This is a genomic window from Acidovorax sp. A1169, from assembly GCF_030704685.1.
GTDB lineage: Bacteria > Pseudomonadota > Gammaproteobacteria > Burkholderiales > Burkholderiaceae_C > Acidovorax.
This window is the reverse complement of the sequence record NZ_JAUZDX010000006.1, coordinates 162255-183976: the sequence shown is the minus strand read 5'-3', so window position 1 is coordinate 183976 and position 21722 is coordinate 162255. Positions and strand designations below refer to the sequence as shown.

General features: G+C 66.4%; 22 protein-coding genes. 1 reads left to right on the top strand and 21 read right to left on the bottom strand.

Going from position 1 to position 21722, the window contains the following annotated elements; all coding sequences use genetic code 11:
- Position 1: 1 nt before the first annotated feature.
- The 4 genes from QYL93_RS12705 to QYL93_RS12690 are packed head-to-tail and all read right to left on the bottom strand — an operon-like array spanning position 2 to position 3326.
- Entirely contained in the window at positions 2-1282 is a 1281-nt protein-coding gene (locus tag QYL93_RS12705; RefSeq protein ID WP_305743962.1) for a TRAP transporter large permease, read from the bottom strand.
- Positions 1279-1854: a TRAP transporter small permease gene (locus tag QYL93_RS12700; RefSeq protein ID WP_305743961.1), complete on the bottom strand. Its 576-nt coding sequence runs from the start codon at positions 1852-1854 to the stop codon at positions 1279-1281. The genes QYL93_RS12705 and QYL93_RS12700 overlap by 4 nt, the downstream gene beginning before the upstream one ends.
- Positions 1855-1905: 51 nt before the next feature.
- On the bottom strand, positions 1906-2352 hold the full coding sequence (locus tag QYL93_RS12695; RefSeq protein WP_305743960.1) for a type II 3-dehydroquinate dehydratase: 447 nt from the start codon (positions 2350-2352) through the stop codon (positions 1906-1908).
- A 20-nt stretch (positions 2353-2372) separates the two neighbouring features.
- Positions 2373-3326, bottom strand: a complete 954-nt coding sequence (locus QYL93_RS12690; RefSeq protein WP_305744062.1) for a TRAP transporter substrate-binding protein — start codon at positions 3324-3326, stop codon at positions 2373-2375.
- A 217-nt stretch (positions 3327-3543) separates the two neighbouring features.
- On the opposite strand from QYL93_RS12690, the gene QYL93_RS12685 reads away from it, so the two are divergent.
- Positions 3544-4326, top strand: coding sequence for an IclR family transcriptional regulator (locus tag QYL93_RS12685; protein WP_305743959.1), 783 nt, complete (start codon positions 3544-3546; stop codon positions 4324-4326).
- Here the strand turns inward: QYL93_RS12685 and QYL93_RS12680 are convergent.
- From QYL93_RS12680 to QYL93_RS12600, 17 genes are all read right to left on the bottom strand, one after another.
- On the bottom strand, positions 4323-4901 hold the full coding sequence (locus QYL93_RS12680) for a methylated-DNA--[protein]-cysteine S-methyltransferase (protein ID WP_305743958.1): 579 nt from the start codon (positions 4899-4901) through the stop codon (positions 4323-4325). The genes QYL93_RS12685 and QYL93_RS12680 overlap by 4 nt on opposite strands.
- Positions 4891-5796: an SDR family oxidoreductase gene (locus QYL93_RS12675; RefSeq protein WP_305743957.1), complete on the bottom strand. Its 906-nt coding sequence runs from the start codon at positions 5794-5796 to the stop codon at positions 4891-4893. Before QYL93_RS12675 ends, QYL93_RS12680 begins: the two co-directional genes overlap by 11 nt.
- Positions 5793-6737 (bottom strand): glutathione S-transferase family protein, encoded by a 945-nt coding sequence (locus tag QYL93_RS12670; RefSeq protein ID WP_305743956.1) that lies wholly within the window; start codon positions 6735-6737, stop codon positions 5793-5795. The genes QYL93_RS12675 and QYL93_RS12670 overlap by 4 nt, the downstream gene beginning before the upstream one ends.
- 38 nt (positions 6738-6775) lie before the next feature.
- Entirely contained in the window at positions 6776-8464 is a 1689-nt protein-coding gene (locus QYL93_RS12665; protein WP_305743955.1) for an isovaleryl-CoA dehydrogenase, read from the bottom strand.
- Positions 8461-8919 (bottom strand): GNAT family N-acetyltransferase, encoded by a 459-nt coding sequence (locus QYL93_RS12660; protein WP_305743954.1) that lies wholly within the window; start codon positions 8917-8919, stop codon positions 8461-8463. The genes QYL93_RS12665 and QYL93_RS12660 overlap by 4 nt, the downstream gene beginning before the upstream one ends.
- Before the next feature lie 16 nt (positions 8920-8935).
- The gene (locus tag QYL93_RS12655) at positions 8936-9952 is read right to left on the bottom strand and encodes an NADP-dependent oxidoreductase (RefSeq protein WP_305743953.1); all 1017 of its coding nucleotides are present in this window, start codon (positions 9950-9952) and stop codon (positions 8936-8938) included.
- 65 nt (positions 9953-10017) lie between these two features.
- Complete coding sequence (locus tag QYL93_RS12650) at positions 10018-10449, bottom strand: PaaI family thioesterase (protein WP_305743952.1); 432 nt, start codon at positions 10447-10449, stop codon at positions 10018-10020.
- Between the two features lie 101 nt (positions 10450-10550).
- Positions 10551-11345 (bottom strand): SDR family oxidoreductase, encoded by a 795-nt coding sequence (locus tag QYL93_RS12645; RefSeq protein WP_057205971.1) that lies wholly within the window; start codon positions 11343-11345, stop codon positions 10551-10553.
- Between the two features lie 135 nt (positions 11346-11480).
- A complete protein-coding gene (locus QYL93_RS12640) occupies positions 11481-11684 on the bottom strand; it encodes a hypothetical protein (protein WP_305743951.1) in 204 nt (67 codons plus the stop codon).
- A complete protein-coding gene (locus QYL93_RS12635) occupies positions 11684-13546 on the bottom strand; it encodes an acyl-CoA dehydrogenase (protein ID WP_305743950.1) in 1863 nt (620 codons plus the stop codon). Before QYL93_RS12635 ends, QYL93_RS12640 begins: the two co-directional genes overlap by 1 nt.
- 97 nt (positions 13547-13643) lie before the next feature.
- Positions 13644-14123 (bottom strand): hypothetical protein, encoded by a 480-nt coding sequence (locus QYL93_RS12630; RefSeq protein WP_305743949.1) that lies wholly within the window; start codon positions 14121-14123, stop codon positions 13644-13646.
- A gap of 174 nt (positions 14124-14297) precedes the next feature.
- Positions 14298-15473, bottom strand: coding sequence for an acetyl-CoA C-acyltransferase (locus tag QYL93_RS12625; protein WP_305743948.1), 1176 nt, complete (start codon positions 15471-15473; stop codon positions 14298-14300).
- A 90-nt stretch (positions 15474-15563) separates the two neighbouring features.
- Positions 15564-17663 (bottom strand): 3-hydroxyacyl-CoA dehydrogenase NAD-binding domain-containing protein, encoded by a 2100-nt coding sequence (locus QYL93_RS12620; protein ID WP_305743947.1) that lies wholly within the window; start codon positions 17661-17663, stop codon positions 15564-15566.
- A gap of 186 nt (positions 17664-17849) precedes the next feature.
- Positions 17850-18545 (bottom strand): ABC transporter ATP-binding protein, encoded by a 696-nt coding sequence (locus tag QYL93_RS12615; protein ID WP_057205959.1) that lies wholly within the window; start codon positions 18543-18545, stop codon positions 17850-17852.
- A gap of 6 nt (positions 18546-18551) precedes the next feature.
- Positions 18552-19334: an ABC transporter ATP-binding protein gene (locus tag QYL93_RS12610; RefSeq protein ID WP_305743946.1), complete on the bottom strand. Its 783-nt coding sequence runs from the start codon at positions 19332-19334 to the stop codon at positions 18552-18554.
- An 8-nt stretch (positions 19335-19342) separates the two neighbouring features.
- Positions 19343-20692 carry a branched-chain amino acid ABC transporter permease gene (locus tag QYL93_RS12605; RefSeq protein ID WP_305743945.1) on the bottom strand — a complete coding sequence of 450 codons (1350 nt, stop codon included), beginning with the start codon at positions 20690-20692 and terminating at the stop codon, positions 19343-19345.
- Between the two features lie 4 nt (positions 20693-20696).
- Positions 20697-21650 carry a branched-chain amino acid ABC transporter permease gene (locus tag QYL93_RS12600; protein WP_305743944.1) on the bottom strand — a complete coding sequence of 318 codons (954 nt, stop codon included), beginning with the start codon at positions 21648-21650 and terminating at the stop codon, positions 20697-20699.
- Positions 21651-21722 lie beyond the last annotated feature (72 nt).

The following is a 21722-nucleotide window of genomic DNA, read 5'->3' as shown; positions in this document are numbered from 1 at the left end:
ATCACCCGTGGAAGAACTTGGCCGGCCAGGTCACGAGCCACGGGAATATCACCATGAGGAACATGACGGCGAACTCGGCGATCATGAAGGGCACCACCCCTTTGGTCACGTCGTCCATCGACATCCTGCCCACCCCCGCGACCACGTTGAGCACCGTGCCCACGGGCGGCGTCACGAGGCCAATGGAGTTGTTGATGATGAACATCACGCCGAAGTAGACCGGGTCGATCCCCGCCGCATTCACCACCGGCATCAGCACAGGCGTGAGGATCAGGATGGTGGGCGTCATGTCCATGGCGGTACCCACCGCCATCACCAGCACCATGATGGCCGCCATCAGCAGGATCTTGTTGTCCATGAAGGGCTGCAGCAGCCCCACCACCTTGGAAGGCAGGTCGGCCACGGTGATGAGCCAGGCGCTCACCATGGCCGCGGCGATCAGGAACATCACGATGGCACTGGTCTTGGCCGCAGCAACGAAGATGCCGTACAGGTCACGCCAGCTGATCTCGCGGTAGATCACGGCCGAGACGAACAGCGCATACACCGCCGCCACCACGGCCGCCTCGGTGGGCGTGAACACCCCCATGCGCAGGCCCACGAGGATGATCACCGGCAGCATCAGCGCCCACAGCGCCTTGCGCAGAGCCGTGAGGATCTCACCAGCGGACTTGCGCGGCGGCGGCACGATCTTCTCGCGCCGCACCAGGAAGGCCCAGGTCAGCCACAGCGCGGCACCGATAAGGATGCCCGGCACGATGGCCGCCAGGAACAGCTTGGAGATGGACACATTGGCCGCCACCCCGAAGATCACCAGGCCGATGCTCGGCGGGATCACCGGGCCGATGACGCCGGTGGCCGCGATCAGCCCGCCGGCACGCGACTTGTCGTGCCCGGCCTTGACCATCATGGGCAAGAGCAGCGCCGTGAGCGCGGCCGCATCGGCCACCGCCGAGCCCGACAGGGCCGAAAGCAGGCAGCCGGCCATGATGGTCACGTAGCCCAGCCCACCTTTGACATGGCCCACCAGGGCCAGCGCGAAGTCCACAATGCGGCGCGACAGGCCGCCGACGTTCATGATCTCGCCCGCCAGCATGAAGAAGGGCACGGCCAGCAGCGGAAAGCTGTCGGCCCCGCCGATCAGGTTCTGCGCCAGGATCTGCGCGTCGAACAGGTCCAAGTGCCACATCAGCGCCACGCCGCTGGCCAGCAGCGAGAACGCGATCGGGATGCCCATGGCCATGGCCAGCAGCAGCGATCCGACAAAGACGAAGATGGTCATTGCGCGCCCTCCTTGCCACGCGGCACATCGACCGCTGCAGAGCCCAAGATCTGCTGCAACTGCACGGCCTCTTCGGACTCCTGCACCATGACCAGGTCCTCCTCGGCGATCTGGCCGCTGAGCAGCTTGTACAGGTCGATGGCCAGGATCAGCGCCGCACACACCGCGAACACCAGGCCCGCGCTGTAGACGATGGCCATGGAAGCGCCCGTGGTCGGTGCCGTCACGTCCCAGTTGATGCGCGCCTGCGCCAGGCTGCCCTGGAACAGCAGCCAGACGATGTAGAGCATCACCAGATGCCCAAGGGCCAGGCAGATCTTCTTGCCCAGCGCGGGCAGGCGCTGCACCACCATGTCTACCCCCAGGTGGCCGTGCTCACGCAGTGCGACGATGGCCCCGAGGAAGGTCATCCAGATGAAGAGCCAGCGCGACACTTCTTCCGACACGGTGATGCCGGAGTTGAAGCCGTAGCGCAGCACCACGTTGCCGAACACCAGCACCACCATCAGCGCCAGCAGGGCGGCAATCACCGCCTCCAGGCCGCGGCAGGCGCGATCTATCCATCTATTCATGTTGTTCTCTTGGGATGGGAGATTGCAGGCGGGAGCCATCCCGCCTGGGCCTTACTGTGCGGCGGCCTCGCGCAGGCTTTCGACCAGCGAGCGCAGCGCTGCCAGGTAAGAATGCGGCCCGAAGCCCTGTACCGTGGCCTTGACGGCCGGCGAGATGATGGAGTGCGCGCGCCAGGCCTCGCGCGCGGCGATGTTGGACATGTGCACCTCGATCACCGGGAAGGGCATGGCCTTGATCGCGTCGTGCAGCGGCACGCCGTGCTGCGTGAGGCCGGCGGGGTTCACGAGCGCGCCCTGCGCCGCGTCGATGTGCTCGTGCAGGAAGTCGATCAGCGCGCCTTCGTGGTTGGACTGCAGGATGTCGAGTTCCACGCCGAGCTCGGTTGCGAGCTTCTGCAGGCGCTCATTGATCTGCGCCAGGGTGGTGGTGCCGTAGATATGGGGTTCGCGGCGCCCGAACAGGTTGAGGTTGGGGCCGTGAAGGACGAGGATTTTCATGGGATTTCGCGCCAGGTGGCTCATTTGCGGATGCGGGCCAACTCGTCGTTGTAGAGCTTGACGATGGCCGGGTCGTAAGTCGCGGCGAACTTCTCGATCACGGGCTTGGCGATCTGCTGCATGCGCGCCAGCTCGGCGGGCGCGATCTCGTTGTAGGCCATGCCCTTGGCCTGCAGGTCACCCACCGAGCGCTGCGCGGCGGCGCGGCTCACCTGGCGCTGGTAGCCGCGCGCCTCGTTGGCGGCGTCGTTCATCATCTTCTGCTCGGCGGGGGTGAGCTGGTCCCAGAATTTCTTGCTCACCAGCACGATGTTGGCGGCATACACGTGGTTGGTGGCGCTCACGTACTTCTGCACCTCGAACATCTTGTTCGACAGGATCACCGCATAGGGGTTCTCCTGGCCATCGACCGCCTTGGCTTCCAGTGCGCCGTAGAGCTCGGCAAAGGGCATGGGCACGGGGTTGGCCTTGAAGGCCTTGAAGGTCTCCAGGAACACCGGGTTGGGGATCACGCGCAGCTTGAGGCCATCGAAGTCATCGGCTTTGGTGATGGCACGCTTGCTGTTCGTCACGTTGCGAAAGCCCAGGTCCCAGTAGCCCAGGGCCACCAGGCCCTTTTCGGGCAGCTTGGCGATCAGCGCCTGGCCCAGCGGGCCGTCGAGCAGTGCATCGGCCTGGGCGAAGTTGGCCACGGCGAACGGAAAGTCCACCAGCCCGAATTCCTTGACGATGCCGGCCAGCGAGGTGGTGGCCGGTGCCGACATCTGCTGCACGCCGCCCTGCAGGGCCGACTGCTGCTGCATCTCGTTGCCCAGCTGAGAGGCGGGGAACTCCATGACCTTCATCTTGCCGCCGCTCTTGGCGGCCAGCAGCTCGCCAAAGCGCTTGACGCCGAAGCTCACGGGATGGTCGGCGTTGTTCAGGTGGCCGAAGCGGATCACGCGCTCCTGCTGCGCGGCGGCGGGCAACGCCATCAAAAGGGACAGGCCGGCGGCCGCCAGGATGCAAGCAGTTTTTTTCACGGGACATCTCCATCAAAAGTCGGACCAGGGACCTGCAGCCGGCAGACCGGTTGCGCCATGGGGACCAATCGTAGTTAAAAAGTGGAAACTCTTTCCATAGTAGAAACCCTTTAACAAATTTTGGTACATTGCCGTCAGTACAAAAGACGATCACCGAAAGAGACCCGCCATGAGCAGCATCCTCGAGCGCAGTTTCAAAGTCCTGGAGCAACTAGCCCCGCACCCCGAGGGCCAGGCCCTGTCGAGTCTGGCCTCGGAACTCGACATGCCGCTGAGCGCCACCCACCGCCTGCTGGCCGAGCTGGTGCGCTGTGGCTACGTGCGCCAGGACCACAGCCAGGGCAACTACATGCTGACCATCAAGCTGGTGTCGCTGGGCCTGGGCTTCCTGAGCGCCACGGGCGTGGTGGACATCGCCCAGCCGCTCTTGGACCGGCTGGCGGCCGATTCCGGCGAGCTGGTGCGCCTGGCGGTGGTGGATGGGGACGAACTGACCTTCGTGGCCAAGGCGCAGGGAGCGCTGCGCGGGCTGCGCTATGACCCGGACATGGGCCTGTCGGTCAACCTTTCGTGCAGCTCGGCTGGCCATGCCTGGCTGTCCACCATGAGCGATGAGGAGGCGCTGGCCCTGGTATCGCGCCAGGGCTTTGGCAAGCCGGATGACTACGGCCCCAATGCCCCGACCACGGTCAAGGAGCTGCTGGCCTATCTGCGCACCGCACGCCAGCAGGGCTTCAGCACCATCGTCGAGGTGTTCGCGCCGGCCATGACGGCCATGGCCGCGCCCATCCGCCGGGGCAATGGCACGGTGATCGGCGTGGTGACGATTGCCGGCCCGCTGGTGCGCCTGACGCCCGAGCGCATGCAGGCCCTGGGCCCCGCCCTGCTGAACACCACGCACGAGCTGGCCATGGCCAGCGGCGGGTCGGCTCTGTTGAAGAAACGGGGTTAGTGGCGCGGCGCGAACAAAGCCAGCGTGTCGTGGGCAAACGCGCCCTCGATCTCCAGCATGCGCATCTTGGTGGCGGCACCACCGCCGGCCGAGAAGCCGCCGGTCTTGCCGTTGGCGGCCAGGATGCGGTGGCACGGCACCACCGGTGCAAACGGGTTGTGGCCCAGCGCCTGGCCCACGGCGCGTGCGGCGCCGGGTTCGCCCAGGGCCGCAGCCATTTCGCCATAGGACATGGTCTTGCCGGGCGGGATGCGCCGGGCCAGTTCGTACACGCGGGCACTGAAGGGCGGCACGCCCTCGGTGGCCAAGGGCACGTCGAGCAAATCGTCGTGCGCGCCTGCGAGCAAAGCCACCACGCGGTCCGCCCAGCCAGCGACCTCGGGTGGCATGGGTGACTCGGGCGCCCCCGGAAAGCGTCGCTCCATGCGCGCACGGGTATGCGCCTCGCCCGCGTCCTCGGGCAGTTGCACACCGACCAGCAAGGGGCCATTCCAGGCCAGGCCGCAGTGCCCCACCGCCGTCGAAAACAGCGCGAAGCCCTGGGCCACTGCAGGCCCGCGTTTTTCAGTCGGCACGCAAGGCGGTCTTGAGTTGCTCGCCGATCTCGGGCTTGCCCGCGAACGGATCGGTGGGGTTGCGCCCCAGCATGATGTCTTCCATGCGCGTCTGCACCGAGGCAATCGCCTTGGGGTGGCTGTAGATGTAGAACTGGCCGGCGGCAGCGGCGTCGAACACCTTCTGCGCCACTTCGGCCGCCGTCACCTTGCCGCTGCCCACGGCCTTGTCGCTCATGGCCTGGCCGATGAGCTGGCTGCGCGTGGGCTTGCCGGCCGGCAGTTCGCCGGGGCGGTTGCGGTGGCTCTGGGCGATGCCGGTGGGCACGAAGAAGGGGCACAGCACACTGGCGCTGACCTGGTCGGTCACCAGGGCCAGGTCCTGGTACAGGGTTTCGGACAGGCTCACCACGGCGTGCTTGCTCACGTTGTAGATGCCCATGTTGGGCGCATCGAGCAGGCCGGCCATGCTGGCGGTGTTGACGATGTGGCCGCGCCAGGAGGGGTCTTTCTTGGCGGCGGCGAGCATCATGGGGGTGAACAGGCGCACGCCGTGCACCACACCCCAGAGGTTCACGCCCAGCACCCATTCCCAGTCTTTCAGCGAGTTCTCCCACACCAGGCCGCCCGCACCCACGCCGGCGTTGTTGAACACCAGGTGCGGCGCGCCGAAGCGCTGCTCCACGTCCACAGCGAGCTGCTCCATCTGCGCGGCGTCGGACACGTCCACCTTGCGCGCCAGCACCTGTACGCCGGCATCCTGCGCCTCGGCAGAGGCTGCGTCGAGCGCGTCCTGCTGCACGTCCACCAGCACCAAATTCATGCCCAGGCGGGCGCCGATGCGCGCGCATTCGAGGCCGAAGCCCGAGCCCGCGCCGGTGAGAACGGCCGTCTTGCCCTTGAAGTCGTCGATCATGTTGCTTTCTCGGCCTTTCGCAATGTGTAGCCAATCCGGGGGAAGTGCACGTGCAGCAAGCCCGCACGCGGGTCGGTGCGGCGCAGTGTGTAGCGGGTGCGGGTGGCGGCGATCAGCTCGCCCTCCGTGGGTTCGGTGCCAAAGCTCTCGGCGGCAATCGTCACCAGGCTGCCCAGGGCAATGCCATGGTCGTCCTGGAACAGATCGTCGGCCAGCGGCAGCGGGTCCAGCCCCGCAGCCACGGTGATGGCGTCTTCGGACGTAAGCTTTTCCATGCGGCCGTGGCCCAGCGCCGCCACGCGGTCCATCCATTCGAGCACGGCGGGCGTGGCGCTGAAGATGTCGGCCATCACCGGCACGCACTGGCGCGTGAACCACAGCGGGTGGTAGGCGGCGAAGTCGGCCAGGCAGGGCTCGGCGCCGAACAGAAAGTCATGCTCTTCGGCCATGTGCGCGATGCGGCGCAGGTACGAGCGGTAGGCTCCCGTGGCATCAGCCGGGCGCAGGCGCTGCATGCCCGCGCTCATCTCGCGGCGGTCTTCGCCAAAGGCCTGCGCTGCGGCAGGGGGCAGGTTGGCGAACATGGCCGACGCGCCCTTGGGCTGCAGGTTGTAGGCCATGGCGGCCCAGAACAGCGTGGTGTCGGCCCACTGCGCGAACACGCGCGCCACGCCCTTGAGGTGCGGCGGGTAGAGCACCGGCTCGGGCTGCACATGCTCGAGCACGTCGCAGATCAGGGCCGAGTCGCAGTAGATGTCGGCGCCGATCTGCAGGAACGGCGTCTTGCGGTAGCCGCCCGTGAGGGCCACCACATCGGGCTTGGGCGCGATGCTGGGGATGACCACGGACTTCCAGGCCAGTTGCTTGTAGCCCAGTGCCAGACGGATCTTTTCCGAGAATGGGGACGAAGGGTAATGGTGCAGGATCAGGGGCGTGGTCATCGGGGGTTCTCCGGCAGTTCAATGGTTGTTGGTGAGATTCAGGCGGGCAGCGCGCGGTCCAGCAAGGTGTCGAAATCCACGCCCGCACCCAGGGTGCCGAAGCTGTAGCCCCAGTCGCCGCCCAGGCGCGATGCGCAGAAGGCGCCGAACACGCTGGCCGGGGCGCTCTTGTGCAGCAGCGCAGCCTGCACGGCCAGGGCCACGTCCTGCGCCAGGCGCCGGGCCTCGGCCTCGGTGGTCATGGCGTCCACGCGCAGCGGCAGCGCGCTGGCCATGCGGTCCAGCGCCGGGTGGGCGCCGCGTGCAGGGGCCAGCTCGTCGGCAAGGGCGGCGGCCGTATCAGCGCGGCGCACGGCACGCAGCAGGTCCAGCGCCATGATGTTGCCCGCACCCTCCCAGATGGAGTTGAGCGGCATCTCGCGGTAGATGCGGGCCATGGTGCCCTCACCGCCCTCCTCCACGTAGCCGTTGCCGCCCAGGCATTCCATGGCCTCCTGCGCGAACGCGCTGCCGCGCTTGCAGACCCAGAACTTGGCCACGGGCGTGAGCAGGCGGGCCATCACGGCCTCGTGCGGATCGGTGTCTTTCTTGTCGAAGGCGCTGGCCAGGCGGATGGACAGGGCCGTGGCGGCCTCGCTCTCCAGCGCCAGGTCGGCCAGCACGTTGCGCATCAGCGGCTGGCCGATCAACTTCTTGCCAAAGGCCATGCGCTGGCGCGTGTGGTGCAGCGCCAGCGACAGCGCCTGGCGCATGAGGCCGCTGGTGCCCAGCGCGCAGTCCAGTCGCGTCATGGTGCCCATCTCCAGGATCTGGGCCACGCCGCGCCCCTCTTCGCCCACGCGCCAGGCCAGGGCATCGATGAACTCGACTTCGGAGCTGGCGTTGGCATGGTTGCCGAGCTTGTCCTTGAGGCGCTGGATGCGGATGGCGTTGAGCGCTCCTTCGCCGCTGCCTTCTACTGGCAGCACGCGCGGAAGGAAGAAGCAGGTCAGCCCGCCCGGCGCCTGCGCCAGCACCAGGAAGGCATCGCACATGGGGGCCGAGAAGAACCACTTGTGGCCTGTGAGCCGGTAGCGCGCACCCCAGGCATCGCTGCCGTCGGCCACGGCCTGCGTGGTGTTGGCGCGCACGTCCGAGCCGCCCTGCTTCTCGGTCATGCCCATGCCCATGGTGAGCGCGGATTTTTGCGAGAACAGTGCCAGGCGCGGGTCGTAGCGGGTGCTGGCCAGGCCGGCGCTCCAGTCGGCCCACACGGCAGGGTTGCCGCGCAGCGCCGGGGTGACGGCATAGCTCATGGAGACGGGGCACAGTACCGAGGGTTCGGTCTCGGTGAAGAGCATGAAGCCCGCCGCGCGCTCCACATGCGCGTGCGCGGCGCCCGCGTCCGTGCGCGACCAGGGCGTGGCGTGCAGGCCGTGGCGCAGCGCCACGCCGATCAGCGCGTGGTAGCTGGGGTGGAACTCCACTGCATCGGTGCGTCGGCCCACGCGGTCGTGCGTGTGCAACTGCGGCTTGTGGGTGTTGGCCAGGCGCGCGTGCTCCTGCATCGCGGCCGAGCCTATCTCGGCGCCCAGTGCCGTGAGCGCGCTGCGGTCCAGCGCCGGGGCATGCAGGGCCACGGCATCCTGCAGCGGCCGGTTGCTGGTGAACAGGTTCAGGTCAGCCAACTGCGCACTCTGGTTGAAGACCGTGTGCGTGGCTGAAACCGTGGCGGACAGAGAGGTCATGGTGCACTCCACAGCATTTCGATATGGGGGATGTCGTCCTCCAGGTACTCGTCCGACACCGCCACGAAACCCAGGCTGCCATAAAAACGCTGCAGGTGCGCCTGGGCACTGATGCGCACGCTGCGGCCCGGCCAGGCCTGCGCACAGCGGGCCAGGCCCTCCTGCATCAACAGCCGCCCCGAGCCATCGCCACGGGCTTCCTTCGCGGTCACCACGCGGCCGATGGAGGGCTCGGGGTAGTTCACGCCCGGGTCCACCACGCGCAGGCAGGCCTGCAGCGTACCGGCACCATCGTAGCCCAGCAGGTGCCAGGATTGCTTGTCGGCCCCGTCCGGGTCCTGGTAGGGCCCCTGTTCCAGGATGAAGACCTTGCAGCGCAGTGCCAGCGCGTCGTGCAGCGCATGCACGCCGAGGTCATCGAAGCGGGCCCAGGTCCAGTGCAGGTTCAGCGCCATGTGCGGGTGCGCTCTTTCAGATAAGTTTGACCAGTTGCTTGCCGAAGTTCTTGCCCTTGAGCAGGCCCAGGAAGGCTTCGGGGGCTGCGGCAATGCCCTCGGCCACGGTCTCGCGCGGGCGCAGCTTGCCGGTGCCCACCAGGGTGCCCAGCTCCTTCAGCGCCTCGGGCCAGACTTCCATGTGCTCGCTGACGATGAAGCCTTCGATCTTCATGCGGTTGATCAGCATCAGCGCCGGGTTGGCCATGGGCAGGGGCTGGCCATCGTAGCCGGCGATCATGCCGCACAGGGCCACTCGGCTGAAGGCGTTCATGCGCAGCATCACGGCGTCCATGATCCAGCCGCCCACGTTCTCGAAGTAGCCGTCGATGCCCTTGGGGCAGGCTTCCTTGAGCGCCTTGGACATCGCCTTCACGTCGCTGTGTTCCTTGTAGTCGATGCAGGCGTCGAAGCCCAGTTCTTCGACCGCGTAGCGGCACTTCTCGGCACCACCAGCAATGCCCACGGCGCGGCAACCGCGGGCCTTGGCCAATGCGGCGAAGGCGCTGCCCACGGCGCCGGTGGCGGCGCTCACCACCACGGTGTCACCTTCCTTGGGCGCGATGATCTTCACCAGGCCATACCAGGCCGTCACGCCGGGCATGCCCACGGCGCCCAGGTAGTGCGACAGCGGCACATGCGTGGTGTCCACCTTGCGCAGGGCACCGGGCGTGTTGGCGTCGACCACGCTGTACTCCTGCCAGCCGCCCATGCCCACGACCTTGTCGCCCACGGCGTACTTGGGGTTCTGGCTCTCGGCCACCTCGCCCACCGTGCCGCCGATCATGACCTCGCCCAGGCCTTGCGATGCAGCGTAGCTCTTGCTCTCGTTCATGCGGCCGCGCATGTAGGGGTCCAGGCTCAGGAAATGGTGACGCACCAGCACCTGGCCATCCTGCAGCGCGGGCGTGTCGGTGGCCAAGAGCTTGAAGTTGCCGGCCACGGCCTCGCCCTGCGGGCGGTTGTCGAGAACGATCTGTTGGTTGCGGGCCATGGGGAACTCCTTGAAAAATGAATGGGCGTTGAAGGCTTGGGCCTTCGCAGGAAAAGTAGCAGCGTTCAGTCGCTGGAGAGGGTCTTCAGCGGCTGCCCGGTGGCAGGGTCCACCGCAGGGCGGCGCACGTACTTGAAAGTGCCGGTGGCATGGCTGCACAACCGGCCCTGGGCGTCATGGACCGAGGCCTCGGTAAAGGCCATCGAAGCCGTGCGGTGCAGCAGGCGCCCCTTGGCCACCAGCGGGCCGCGGGCAGCCTGCATGAAGCTGGTCTTCATCTCGATGGTGACCACGCCGTGGTCCGGCGTCTCGCTGCGCGCGGCCGTGGCCATGGTCACGTCGAGCAAGGTCATGGTGGCGCCGCCGTGCGTGACCTCGAAGGAATTGAGGTGCTCGGGCGCCGCCTCGTAGTGCAGCTCCGACTCGCCCTGCTCCATGCGGTGCAGCGTGAAGCCCAGGTGGCTGACAAAAGGAATGGGAACACCGAAATTCAGCACAGGCAACTCCAGAATGCAAAGGGAAAGCTGCAAGCATAGACCCTGCTGCTGCCCCTGAATGGCAGGACCGCGCGCCACCGGCGCGCAGGCCTTGGCCGGCCTCAGCCGCCCGTGACGATGCTCACGCCGCCATCGACCGCCAGCCATTGGCCGGTAATGTGCTTGCCGGCGTCCGACGCATACAGCGCGCACAGGCCCTTGAGGTCTTCGTCATCGCCCAGGCGGCCCAGCGGGGCGTGGGCGGCCAGCGCCTCCTCGCCCATGGCCTTGAGCGTGCCCACCGTCATCTTGCTCGGGAAGAAGCCCGGGCAGATGGCGTTGACGCGGATGTTGTACTGGCCCCATTCGGCCGCCAGCGCACGCGTGAAGTTGATCACCGCGCCCTTGGAGGTGTTGTAAGCAATGGTGTTCATGCCCTTGGGGTTGCCGCCCAGGCCGGCGATGGACGCCACGTTGATGATGCTGCCGCTGCGACGGCCGATCATGCTGTGCTTGGCGATGTGCTGCGACAGGATGAAGTAGCCGCGCACGTTGAGGTTCATGACCTTGTCCCAGGCTTCCACGGGGTGGTCTTCCGCCGGTGCACCCCAGGCGGCACCGGCGTTGTTGAGCAGGATGTCCACATGACCCAGGCGCGCCAGGGTCTCGTCGCCCAGGCGGCGGATGTCAGCCTCGTTGGAGCAGTCGGCGGCGATCCACTGCGCATCGATGCCGGCGGCCTTCAGCTCTGCAGCTGCCTCTTCCAGGTCGGACGCCTTGCGCGAGCTCAGCAGCACCTTGGCGCCGGCCTCGCCCAGCGCCTGCGCCAGCTGCAGGCCCAGGCCGCGCGAGCCGCCGGTCACCAGGGCAGTCTTGCCGGTCAGGTCGAACAGTTGTTGGATGGTGCGGGTGGTCATGTTGTCTCCTTGGATGGTCGTCGGTAACTGCGCAAGGCGTGGTCGCCATGCACATGTGAAATGGCGGTTGCGCAGTCATTGTGCGGCGCAACCAAACAGGGCCGTGTCGCCTGCGCGATTGGCGCCCCGCAATTCTCAGGCGCCGGGCTGCATGCGCGAGCGCACGCCGATCAACACCACGCCCACGGCCGCCAGCACACCGCCGGTGAACCCCAGGGCCCAGCCCAGCGGCTCGTCCGCCGGGGCCGTGGCAATGCCCAGCACCAGCGCGAACAGGCCGCCATAGATCAGCGCCCAGATGAGCTGGTGCATGCGCTGCAGTGTCTGCGGTGCGGTCATCAAAAGGCGTCCTCAGGGAACACCGCGCAGGTGGCGTCGCGCGTGCTGACGACCTGCAGCCAGGCGCCGATCTTGGGCAGCTCGTAGTGGAAGAAAAAGCGCATGGCGCCCATTCTGCCCACACTCGCGGGCTGCGCCAGCGCAGGGTCGGCCTGCAGCGTGGCCAGGGCCACGTCCAGCCACACCCAGGCCAGCACCATGTGGCCAAAGGCCTGCATGTAGGGCACTGCATTGGCCAGCGCATCGGCCGGCTGGCCTGTGGACCAGGCGGCCTTGGTGGCGGCGCCCACCTGCTGCAGCGCGCTGCCCAGGGCATTGGCGTGGGCAGCCATGGCTGGCACCTGGATGGCGCGCTCGATGGTTTCGTTGATGCGCGCCGCCAGCAATTGCAGGCCCCGGCCGTTTTCCATCAGCACCTTGCGGCCCAAGAGGTCCATGGCCTGGATGCCGTGCGTGCCTTCGTGGATCATGTTCAGGCGGTTGTCGCGCCAGTACTGCTCCACCGGGAAGTCGCGCGTGTAGCCGTAGCCGCCGTGGATCTGGATGGCCAGGCTGTTGGCCTCCAGGCACCACTCGCTGGGCCAGCTCTTGGCGATGGGAGTGAGCACTTCCAGCAGCAGGCGGGCCTCGTCGGCCGCAGCCGAATCGCCGGTGGCCTGCTCGTCCACCAGGCGCGCGCAGAACAGGTTGAGCGCCAGCGCGCCCTCGCCATACGATTTCTGCGCCAGCAGCATGCGCTTGACGTCGGCGTGCTCGATGATGCGCACCTGCGGCTGCGCAACGTCCTTGACCACGGCGGCGGCCGCAGCTTCCTTGTCCTTGGGACCCTGCACCGGGCGGCCCTGGGGGCGGTTCCTGGCGTAGTCGAGGCTGGCGTAGTAGCCGGCCAGGCCGAGCATGGTCGCCGCCATGCCGATGCCGATGCGCGCCTCGTTCATCATGTGGAACATGCAGTGCAGGCCCTTGCCGGCCTGGCCCACAAGGTAGCCCACGGCGCCCGCCTGGCCGTCGACCGGGTACTTGCCCTCACCGAAGTTGAGCAGCGTGTTGGTGGTGCCGCGCCAGCCGAGCTTGTGGTTCAGGCCCGCCAGCGCCACGTCGTTGCGCACCCCGGTCAGTTGGCCATCGGTATCCACCATCTTCTTGGGCACGATGAACAGCGAGATGCCCTTGGTGCCGGGCACCAGCTTGCCGTCGGGGCCGGGGATCTTGGCCAGCACCAGGTGGATGATGTTCTCGGTGAGCTCATGCTCGCCGGCCGAGATCCACATCTTGTTGCCCTTCAAGCGGTAGCGCGGACCCAGCGGGTCGCTCTCGAAGCCCTCGCCATCGGGCACGGCGCGCGTGGCCACGTCGCTCAGGCTGGAGCCGGCCTGCGGCTCCGACAGGCACATGGTGCCCGAGAAGCGGCCCGAGAATTCATTGAGCGCAAAAACCCTCTTCTGCGCCTCGGTGCCATGCACCATGAGCAGGTTGGCATTGCCCACCGTGAGCAGGCCCGAGCCCATGCTGATCGACGCCACGGCGAAGAAGCTGTTGGCTGCGGCCTCCACGGTGTAGGGCAGTTGCATGCCGCCGATGTCGTAGTCCTGCGCGGCGCTGAGCATGCCCGAGGCCGCATAGGCCCTGTTCGCATCGTGCGTGCACTGGGGCAGCGTGACCTTCTCGCCGTCGAAATGCGGCTCCTGTGTGTCCACCGTGCGGTTGAAAGGGGCGTACTTCTCGCGCGCGATGCGCTCGCAGGTGTCGAGCACCGCGTCGAAGGTGTCGCGCGAATGGTCGGCAAAGCGCTCGCGCTCGGGCAGGGTCTGCGCGTGCAGCCACTGGTACAAAAGGAATTCGACGGTGGGGCGAAGGCTCATGTGTGAAAACCCTGGAGAAAACGCGCACGGGGCGCAGGGATGAACCACCGGACCGCACCGCCGCCGCACGGGGCGGCGGTCGCATGCCAGGCAGTTGCTACTTCTTGTTGGTCAGCACGACTTCGGCAAAGCACCAGTAGTCCATGTCGTCATCGGGCTTGGGCTGGCAGTTGTTCTCGCCCAGTTGCAGGCGCCGCGCCGTGGCGGGCAGGCCGGGGAACTGGACCTTCAAGGTCTTGCGGTTGCCGGGCTTGATGGTGTCCATGCCCTCGTCGCAGGCCTTGAGGCCGGTGGTGCCCAGTTGCTTCCAGACCTTGCCGGTATCCAGGTCCTTGATCGAGAACGACTCGGTGCGCGTGGTGGCGTGGGCACAGGCCTCGATGGTTTCCTTGCTGGTGTTGCGCAGCACGATGGTCGCGGTGGTGAGGTCGGCCGCCACGTTGATTTCCTGCAGGATGGTGTCGCGGTCTTCAGGCAGCGGCTGATTGAGCCGGTAGCTCTGTGCGTGGGCAGTGCCCGCAGCGCCCAGGGTGATGGCGGCCAGGATGGCCAGGGCTGCGCAAACCTTCGTGTACATGGATGGATCTCTCTTGGTGCGATGGTGATGGTTATGGACCCGGGACGGTGCGTTGCACTTGCCGCGCACCGGCTGCGGGCCGGCCACCGGGGTGGCCGGCCCGCATTGTCCCAAAGCCCGGTGTGAGCAAACGTAAGCGCTACGCCCTACCCCTGCCCCACCATCACCGGCGCATCAGAGCACTTCGAAGATGCCCGCAGCGCCCATGCCGCCGCCGATGCACATAGTCACCGCCACGCGCTTGGCACCGCGGCGCTTGCCTTCGATCAGGGCGTGGCCCGTCAGGCGCTGGCCCGACACGCCGTAGGGGTGGCCCACGGCGATGGCACCGCCGTTGACGTTCAGCCGGTCGGCCGGAATCCCGAGCTTGTCGCGGCAGTACAGCACCTGCACGGCAAAGGCTTCGTTCAGCTCCCACAGGTCGATGTCGTTGACCGTGAGACCCAGCTTCTTGAGCACCTTGGGCACCGCGAACACCGGGCCGATGCCCATTTCATCGGGCTCGCAGCCGGCCACGGCGAAGCCGAGGAAACGGCCCAGGGGTTTGAGGCCCTTCTTGCTGGCGTACTCTTCGCTCACCACCACGCAGGCACCGGCACCGTCGGAGAACTGGCTGGCGTTGCCGGCCGTGATCAGGCCGCCGGGCAGTGCCGAGCGCAGGCCGCTGATGGACTCGACCGTCGTGCCTTCGCGCGTGCCTTCATCCTTGCTCAGGGTCACCTGCTTGGTGATCAGGCCCAGGTTCTTGTCGGCCACGCCAGCCGTCACGGTGATGGGGGCGATCTCGGCATCGAACAGGCCGGCGGCCTGGGCCGCGCAGGCCTTCTGCTGGCTGGCGGCGCCGTACTCGTCCATGGCTTCACGGCCGATGTTGTAGCGCTTGGCCACCTGCTCGGCGGTCTGCAGCATGCTCCAGTAGATCTCGGGCTTGACCTTGTCCAGGGCCAGGTCGCGCAGCATGTGGAGGTTCATTTCCTGCTGCACGCAGGAGATGCTTTCCACGCCGCCAGCCACGTAGACGTCGGCTTCGCCAGCGATGATGCGCTGGGCGGCCAGGGCGATGGTCTGCAGGCCCGAAGAGCAGAAACGGTTGACCGTGACGCCCGATGCCGTGACCGGCAGGCCGGCGGCCAGCGCGATCTGGCGCGCGATGTTGGCGCCAGTGGCGCCTTCGGGGTTGGCACAGCCCATGATGACGTCTTCGACGTCGGCGCCGTCGATGCCGGCGCGCTCGATGGCGTGCCGAACGGCATGGCCGCCCAGCGTGGCGCCATGGGTCATGTTGAGGGCACCCTTCCAGCTCTTGGCGAGCGGGGTACGGGCGGTGGAAACGATCACTGCGGAGGTCATGGGAAAAATCCTTTCAGGGGTGGAACGCACCGATGGCCGCCAGGGGCGTGCGCATCCGGTGCGGCTTCACTGCATCAATCTGTGGTTCGCTCAGGCGAACGCCTTGCCTTCGGCGGCCAGCTTGGCCAGCAGCGGCGCGGGCTTCCAGAACTGGGCATCGTCGTTGGGGTTCTTGGCAAAGCGGTCCATGGCCTGCACCACGTTGAACAGGCCCACTTCGCTGGCGTAGTGCATGGGGCCGCCGCGGTAGATGGGGAAGCCATAGCCCGTGAGGTAGACCATATCGATGTCGCCGGACTTGCTGGCGATGCCGTCTTCCAGGATGTGCGCGCCTTCGTTGACCAGGGAGAAAACCAGACGCTGCACGATTTCCTCGTCGGAGATCTTGCGTGGCGTGATGCCCAACTCCTTGCGGTGGTCTTCGATCATCTTGTTGACCAGATCGCTCGGGATCGCATCGCGCTTGCCGGCCTGGTAGTCGTACCAGCCTGCGCCGGTCTTCTGGCCGAAGCGGCCCAGCTCGCACAACTTGTCGGCCGTGCGGCTGTACTTCATGTCGGCGCGCTCGACAGAGCGGCGCTTGCGGATCGCCCAACCGATGTCGTTGCCGGCCAGGTCGCCCATGCGGAACGGGCCCATGGCAAAGCCGAACTTCTCGACGGCCTTGTCCACCTGCTGGGGCGTGCAGCCCTCGTCCAGCAGGAAGCCGGCCTGGCGGCTGTACTGCTCGATCATGCGGTTGCCGATGAAGCCGTCGCACACACCCGAGACCACCGAGGTCTTCTTGATCTTCTTGCCGATGGCCATCACGGTGGCCAGCACGTCCTTGGAGGTCTTGGCGCCGCGCACCACTTCCAGGAGCTTCATCACGTTGGCGGGGCTGAAGAAGTGCATGCCCACCACGTCCTCAGGGCGCTTGGTGAAGGCGGCGATCTTGTCCACGTCCAGCGTGGAGGTGTTGGAGGCCAGGATGGCGCCGGGCTTCATCACGGCGTCGAGTTGCTTGAACACGGTCTCCTTGACGCCCAGTTCCTCGAACACGGCCTCGATCACCAGGTCGGCGTCCTTGAGGTCGGCGTAGTCGAGCGTGGTCGTCAAGAGGGCCATGCGCTGCGCGTACTTGTCCTCCTTGAGCTTGCCCTTCTTGACCTGGGCTTCGTAGTTCTTCTTGATCGTGGCCACGCCGCGGTCCAGGGCTTCCTGCTTGGTCTCCAGGATCTTGACGGGGATGCCCGCGTTCAGGAAGTTCATGGAGATGCCGCCACCCATGGTGCCGGCACCGATCACGGCGACAGACTTGATCTCGCGCTTCGCCGTGTCCGACGGCACGTCGGGGATCTTGGAGGCGGCGCGCTCGGCCATGAACAGGTGGCGCAGGGCGCGCGACTCGGGGGTCCACATCAGGTTGATGAAGACCTCGCGCTCGAACAGCATGCCGTCGGCGAACTTGCGCTTGGTGGCGGCTTCGACCGCGTCCACGCACTTGGCGGGCGCGGGGTAGTTCTTGGCCATGCCCTTGACCATGTTGCGCGCGAACTGGAAGTACGCATCGCCTTCGGGGTGCTTGCAGGGCAGGTTGCGCACCAGCGGCAGCGGACGCACGTCGGCCACGCTCTGGGCAAAGGCCAGGGCTTCGGCGGCCAGCGCCTCGGCAGAGGCGGCCATCTTGTCGAACAGCTTCTGGCCCGGCACAGCGGCGATCAGCTCGCTCTTGACGGGCTCGCCGCTGACGATCAGGTTCAGGGCGGCTTCCACGCCCAGCACGCGCGGCAGGCGCTGCGTGCCGCCGGCACCGGGGATCAGGCCCAGCTTGACTTCGGGCAGCGCAAGGCTGCAGCCAGGCGCGGCAATGCGGTAGTGGCAGCCCAGGGCCAGCTCCAGGCCACCGCCCATGGCCACCGTGTGCACGGCGGCCACGACGGGCTTGGACGAATTCTCGATGGCGGCGATCACCGACAGCAGGTTGGGTTCCTGCAGGGACTTGTCGGTGCCGAACTCCTTGATGTCGGCGCCGCCGGAAAACGCACCGCCAGCGCCGGTGACGACGATGGACGTGACCGCTGCATCGGCATTGGCGCGGCCCAGGCCCTCCACGATGCCTTGGCGGGTTGCCAAGCCCAGTCCGTTGACGGGGGGGTTGGCCAGGGTGATCACGGCAACGGAGCCGTGGACTTTGTATTCAGCGGTCATGCTGTTGTTCCTTGGAGAGTGAAAAAGAACGATCGTGCGTTTTTATTGTAGAGACTTCGCGCGGCCATGGCGTGTCAATTTGTCCCGGTGGGGACATGGCTCTGGGTCGAAAAAAGTCTCGTCGGGCAAAAAAAGAGGCGCCATGAGCTGTCAGGCGCCTCTTTGTCGTGCTTTGGCCGGAAGTCGTCAGACCTCCAGCCACTCCTTGCGGATGTAGTTGTCGGCGCGCAGGCTGTCGGGCGTGCCCTGGAAGACGATGGAGCCGTGGCCCATCACCAGCGCGCGGTCGGAGATCTTCATGGCGATGGTCAGCTTCTGCTCGATCAGCAGCACCGAGATGCCGCGCGCCTTGATGGTCTGCAGGTACTGCCCCACCAGCTCGACGATCTTGGGCGCCAGGCCTTCGGTAGGCTCGTCGATGATGATCAGGTCGGGGTCGCCCATCAGCGTGCGGCACAGCGTGAGCATCTGCTGCTCGCCGCCGGACATCACGCCCGCCTCGGTGTGCTGGCGCTCCTTGAGGCGCGGGAACATCTCGTACATGTCGTCGAACGACCAGCGGCTGCCCTTGCCGCTGCCCTTCTGGCCCAGCAGCAGGTTCTGGTGCACGGTAAGGTTGGGAAACACGTCGCGGCTCTCGGGCACGTAGCCCAGGCCCAGGTGGGCGATCTCGTAGGCCTTCTTGCCCGTGAGGCTCTGGCCCTTGAACTCGAGCGTGCCCTCCCAGTCCACCAGGCCCATGATGGCCTTGGCAGTGGTGGAGCGGCCCGAGCCGTTGCGCCCGAGCAGCGCCACGATCTCGCCGGGCTGCACGTCGAAGCTCACGCCATGCAGCACATGGCTCTTGCCGTAGTAGGCGTGGAGGTTGTCAATTTTCAGCATAGATAGTCAGTGTCCCGCGCCCTGCTCGTCGGCCACGGCCGAGCCCAGATAGGCCTCCTGCACGCGCGCATTGGCGCGCACCTTGTCAGGGGTGTCGAAGGCGATCACCTCGCCGTACACCACCACGGCGATCTTGTCGGCCAGGCCGAACACCACGCCCATGTCGTGCTCCACGGTCAGCAGGGTGCGGCCCTCGGTCACCTCCTTGATGAGGCCGATGAAGCGGGTGGTCTCGCTCTTGCTCATGCCGGCCGTGGGCTCGTCCAGCAGGATCACGTTGGCGCCACCGGCAATGGTGATGCCGATCTCCAGGGCGCGCTGCTCGGCATAGGTCAGGTTCATGGCCAGCGTGTCGCGCTTCTTGTCGAGCTTGATCATCTCCATGAGCTCCTTGGCGCGCTGGTTGGCATCGTGCAGGTTCGACAGGAAGCGCAGGAAGGTGTAGCGGTAGCCCATGCTCCACAGTACGCCGCAGCGCAGGTTCTCGAACACGCTCAGCTTGGGGAAGATGTTCGTGATCTGGAAGCTGCGCGACAGCCCCATGCGGTTGATCTCGTACGGGGCCAGGCCGTTGATGCGCTGGCCGTTCAGGATCACGTCGCCGCTGGTGGGGGCGAAGCGCCCGCTGATGAGGTTGAACAGGGTGGACTTGCCGGCGCCGTTGGGGCCGATGATGGCCACGCGCTCGCCGGGTGCCACCACCAGGTTGGCACCGCGGATGATCTCCGTCTTGCCGAAGCTCTTGCGCAGGTCACGCAGTTCGAGCGCGCAGGACGCTTGAGGGGTCATGGTATTGCTCACTGTGCCTCCCCCCGCTTGATGGCATGTTCGATCTCTTCCTGGATGGCGCTCCACTGGCGCAGGAACTGGCGCCGGCATATCTCGAAGAGCGCCAGGCCGGTGAGGAACACGAAGCCCGCACCGAACCAAGCCGTGAGGCCCTTGGCATCGATCATGGCGCCCATGAACTTGAGCTCGGATCCCAGGGCCGCATTGAGCTGCAGGTGGTAGGTCATCTCCACCATGCAGGCAGCGCCCAGCACGGCCACCAGGCCGGTGCCGGCCAGGCCCAGGTAGGACACCCAGAGCTGGCGCAGTTTGCCGTACTTGGCCAGGCGCAGGTTCATCATGATCAGGCTGGCGATGCCGCCGGGGGCATACATCACCATGAACAGGAACACCAGGCCCAGGTACAGCAGCCAGGCCTTGGAGATTTCGGACAGCAGCACCGAGGCCAGCACCAGCAGCACGGCGCCGATGATGGGCCCGAAGAAGAACGTGGCCCCGCCCAGGAAGGTGAACAGCAGGTAGCCGCCCGAACGCAGCACGTTCACGCTGTCGGCACCGGTCACGATCTCGAAGTTGATGGTGGCCAGCCCGCCGCCGATGCCGGCGAAGAAGCCCGCGATGATGAACGCGAAGTAGCGCACGCGCTGCGTGTTGTAGCCGATGAACTCGACACGCTCAGGGTTGTCGCGCACGGCATTCAGAATGCGGCCAAGCGGCGTGCCCGTGAAGGCAAACATGGCCGCCGTGCAGACGAAGCAGTAGGCGGCAATCAGGTAGTACACCTGCATGCCCGAGCCGAAATTCAGCCCGAAGAAGGGCTTGCCGTAGACGCGGTCGGTGGTGATGCCGCCCTCGCCGCCGAAGAACTCGGGGAACATCAGCGCCATGGAGGCCACCAGTTCACCAATGCCCAGCGTGATCATGGCAAACGTGGTGCCCGACTTCTTGGTGGTCACGAAGCCCAGCAGGATGGCGAAGAACATGCCCGCCAGCCCGCCGACCAAGGGGATCAGCACCAGCGGGATGGGCAGCCCCCCCTTGGTCGCCGTGTTCATGGCGTGGATGGCGATGAACGAGCCCAGGCCGGTGTACACCGCGTGCCCGAAGCTGAGCATGCCGCCCTGCCCCAGCAGGATGTTGTAGGACAGGCAGATGATGATCAGGTAGCCGATCTGCGAGAGCATGGTCAGCGCCAGGCCGCTGCGGAACACGTGGGGCGCCACGATCAGCATCGCGGCGAACAGCGACCAGACGACGAAGCGGCCCACGTTCCACGGCTTGAACCGGTAGTGGGAGGTGCCCTGTGGGGCGCTGGCCTGTGGCGCAGCGCCGGAAACGGTGGTGGTGGATGAGGTCATGGCATCAGTCCTCGCGGGTGCCCAGAAGGCCCTTGGGACGGAAGATCAGGATGAGCACCAGGAACAGGTACGGAAGAATGGGCGCCACCTGGGAGATGGTGAGCTTGAGCAAGGGGTAGCCAAAGGTCTGGTCGGTCACCGCCACGCCCAGGGGACGCAGCACGTGGATCATCGAATAGTCGAGCGCCACCGCGAAGGTCTGCACCAGGCCGATCAGCAGCGAGGCCAGGAAGGCACCCGCCAGCGAGCCCATGCCGCCGACCACCACCACCACGAAGATGATGGAGCCGACCGAGCCCGCCATGGCTGGCTCGGTGACGTAGGTGTTGCCGCCGATCACGCCGGCCAGGCCGGCCAGGGCCGCGCCGCCGCCGAACACCAGCATGAACACACGCGGTACGTTGTGGCCCAGCGCCTCGACCATCTCGGGGTACTTGAGCGCCGCCTGGATCACCAGGCCGATGCGCGTGCGGGTAAGCAGCAGCCACACCGACACCAGCATCAGCAAAGCGATCAGCATCACGAACGAGCGCGACTTGGGGAACTGCGTGCCGTACAGGCTGAACAGCGGGCCCTGCAGTTGTTCGGGCAGGCCGTAGGGCACCGTGGCGCGGCCCCAGACGAGTTGCACGACTTCCAGGATGAGGTAGGACAGGCCGAAGGTCACGAGCAGCTCAGGCACGTGGCCGAACTTGTGCACGCGGCGCAGGCAGTAGCGCTCGAACGCGGCGCCCAGCGCAAATACGACCAGCGGAGAGATCACCAGCGCCGGCCAGAAGCCGATGACGCTGGAGATGCTGAAGGCGAAGTAGGCACCCAGCATGTAGAAGCTGGTGTGTGCAAAATTGAGCACACCCATCATGCTGAAAATCAGTGTGAGTCCCGAGCTCAGCATGAACAGCAGCAGCCCGTAGCTCACGCCATTGAGCAGGGAGATCACGAAAAACTCAGGATTCATTGGAATTTTTCAGGTCAAGGGTAAAAAAAGAGGCCCGAGCCAGGTCGGGCCTCGATACGCAGCAAAGGCCTG

Coding starts and splice junctions, on each gene's coding strand:
- QYL93_RS12690 (WP_305744062.1), bottom strand. CDS start 3,326: ATGGCGTTGCCCGCCGCCGCGCAGCAGGAGCGCGTGATCCGCTTCGGC.
- QYL93_RS12630 (WP_305743949.1), bottom strand. CDS start 14,123: ATGTACACGAAGGTTTGCGCAGCCCTGGCCATCCTGGCCGCCATCACC.
- QYL93_RS12610 (WP_305743946.1), bottom strand. CDS start 19,334: ATGACCCCTCAAGCGTCCTGCGCGCTCGAACTGCGTGACCTGCGCAAG.
- QYL93_RS12660 (WP_305743954.1), bottom strand. CDS start 8,919: ATGGCGCTGAACCTGCACTGGACCTGGGCCCGCTTCGATGACCTCGGC.
- QYL93_RS12675 (WP_305743957.1), bottom strand. CDS start 5,796: ATGATCGACGACTTCAAGGGCAAGACGGCCGTTCTCACCGGCGCGGGC.
- QYL93_RS12645 (WP_057205971.1), bottom strand. CDS start 11,345: ATGACCACCCGCACCATCCAACAACTGTTCGACCTGACCGGCAAGACT.
- QYL93_RS12685 (WP_305743959.1), top strand. CDS start 3,544: ATGAGCAGCATCCTCGAGCGCAGTTTCAAAGTCCTGGAGCAACTAGCC.
- QYL93_RS12605 (WP_305743945.1), bottom strand. CDS start 20,692: ATGACCTCATCCACCACCACCGTTTCCGGCGCTGCGCCACAGGCCAGC.
- QYL93_RS12655 (WP_305743953.1), bottom strand. CDS start 9,952: ATGGCCCGCAACCAACAGATCGTTCTCGACAACCGCCCGCAGGGCGAG.
- QYL93_RS12620 (WP_305743947.1), bottom strand. CDS start 17,663: ATGACCGCTGAATACAAAGTCCACGGCTCCGTTGCCGTGATCACCCTG.
- QYL93_RS12670 (WP_305743956.1), bottom strand. CDS start 6,737: ATGACCACGCCCCTGATCCTGCACCATTACCCTTCGTCCCCATTCTCG.
- QYL93_RS12705 (WP_305743962.1), bottom strand. CDS start 1,282: ATGACCATCTTCGTCTTTGTCGGATCGCTGCTGCTGGCCATGGCCATG.
- QYL93_RS12640 (WP_305743951.1), bottom strand. CDS start 11,684: ATGACCGCACCGCAGACACTGCAGCGCATGCACCAGCTCATCTGGGCG.
- QYL93_RS12625 (WP_305743948.1), bottom strand. CDS start 15,473: ATGACCTCCGCAGTGATCGTTTCCACCGCCCGTACCCCGCTCGCCAAG.
- QYL93_RS12635 (WP_305743950.1), bottom strand. CDS start 13,546: ATGAGCCTTCGCCCCACCGTCGAATTCCTTTTGTACCAGTGGCTGCAC.
- QYL93_RS12695 (WP_305743960.1), bottom strand. CDS start 2,352: ATGAAAATCCTCGTCCTTCACGGCCCCAACCTCAACCTGTTCGGGCGC.
- QYL93_RS12600 (WP_305743944.1), bottom strand. CDS start 21,650: ATGAATCCTGAGTTTTTCGTGATCTCCCTGCTCAATGGCGTGAGCTAC.
- QYL93_RS12700 (WP_305743961.1), bottom strand. CDS start 1,854: ATGAATAGATGGATAGATCGCGCCTGCCGCGGCCTGGAGGCGGTGATT.
- QYL93_RS12615 (WP_057205959.1), bottom strand. CDS start 18,545: ATGCTGAAAATTGACAACCTCCACGCCTACTACGGCAAGAGCCATGTG.
- QYL93_RS12665 (WP_305743955.1), bottom strand. CDS start 8,464: ATGACCTCTCTGTCCGCCACGGTTTCAGCCACGCACACGGTCTTCAAC.